This is a genomic window from Myxococcus vastator (assembly GCF_010894475.1).
Classification (GTDB): Bacteria; Myxococcota; Myxococcia; order Myxococcales; family Myxococcaceae; genus Myxococcus; species Myxococcus vastator.
Genome location: NZ_JAAIYB010000849.1, coordinates 1 through 1,302 on the forward strand (window position 1 = coordinate 1; position 1,302 = coordinate 1,302).

The window sequence follows — 1,302 nt, forward strand, 5'->3', positions numbered from 1 at the left end:
TCGCGGCTCTGCTGGATGTACCGGGCCAGTTCCCCCACGGCGCTCTCGCCTATTCGCGCCTCCAACCTCTCCAACACCGCCTTCAGCGCCTCCACGCGAGGCACCACCGCCTGGAGCCGTGCCCCCTCCTGCCGGGAGAGGCCGGATTCACGGAATGCACGCGCCCCCTTTCCTCCCGCGTACAGGCCCACCATGAGAGCCGCGGGCGCCAACTGCCGCGTGGCCTCCTCGTACTCGCCCCTGGCGAGGGTCGCCCCGCCCTGCGCCGTCCCCGCCACCAGGTGGTAGAAGCCCAGCGGCACGCCGAAGGTGAGGGAGTCAAAGGACGCCAGGGCCACGTTGCCCGGTGCGAAGGCCCCCAGAAGCTGAGCCGTCTCCACCTCCCGGAGTGCCTCTTGGTAGGGCGGTGGGAGCTGCGCGGGCAGCGCGGACGCATCCACGCTCCGGCTTCCTCCGACGACAGGAATGGAGGCCGCGACGTCGTCCGCAGCCCTCCCCAGCCCGCGCGCGATGTCGCCCGCGCGGAAGTCTCGCTCCGGGAAGTCGGTGAGGGCCATGCCTCGCTGCTTCAGATCCTCGCGCACCACCTCCATGCCCCCCAGCGCGCGCGTCAGCAGCTTGTCCTCGGCCAGCAGGCGCAGCAGCCGCCGCACCTCATCGTCATGGGCGGTGTGGAGGACGAAGAGGGCGAAGACTTCCGCCTTGGCCAGGCCGTGCTTCTGGGCGGCGGTGGCGAGGAAGGCCGCGCGCTTCTTGAGGAGGACGCGGGCCGCTTCGGCCTCCAGAGGGCCCAGGGCGCCCAGCCGGACGGCATTCCAGTTCGAGAGGGCCTCCACCAGCCGGGGCATGTCCGCCTGGCGCTGCAAGGCCAGGAAGGCCGCTGGCGTGGTGCATTCGAGGAAGGGCGCCAGCACCGCCTCCTCCGAGTCCAGGCGCGGCCAGCCTGACGGGACTTCCCCGCACACGCCCGCCAGGGCGCGTGCCACTCGCAGGGGTGCCGTCTCGCCTCCTCCGGGATTCAGGGGAGACGGCGTGGCCCGGCGGCGGTGCAGCAGCGGTCCGGCCGCGGCCTCCACTTCGTCGAAGTCCTCGCGGGCGTCGTCCTCCGGGAGACGCGCGACGGCACCGTGCCCCAATGCCACCATGGGCCCCGTGCCCGAAACAGCAGCCAGAGTGCCTTCAGGGCGCGCACGAGAGGGCAGCGAGGCACACCCCGCCGTCAGGAGCGCCAGGGCCAGTAGCAGGCCAGCTCCGCCGCGCGGCAGTCGCTCAGCGCGCATGGTCCACCCCCAGCCCCACGGC

1 pseudogene is annotated in these 1,302 nt (G+C 72.7%); it reads right to left on the reverse strand.

What is annotated here, in order from left to right:
- Positions 1-1,280: pseudogene (locus G4D87_RS37845) on the reverse strand (hypothetical protein); the annotation flags it as partial.
- Positions 1,281-1,302 lie beyond the last annotated feature (22 nt).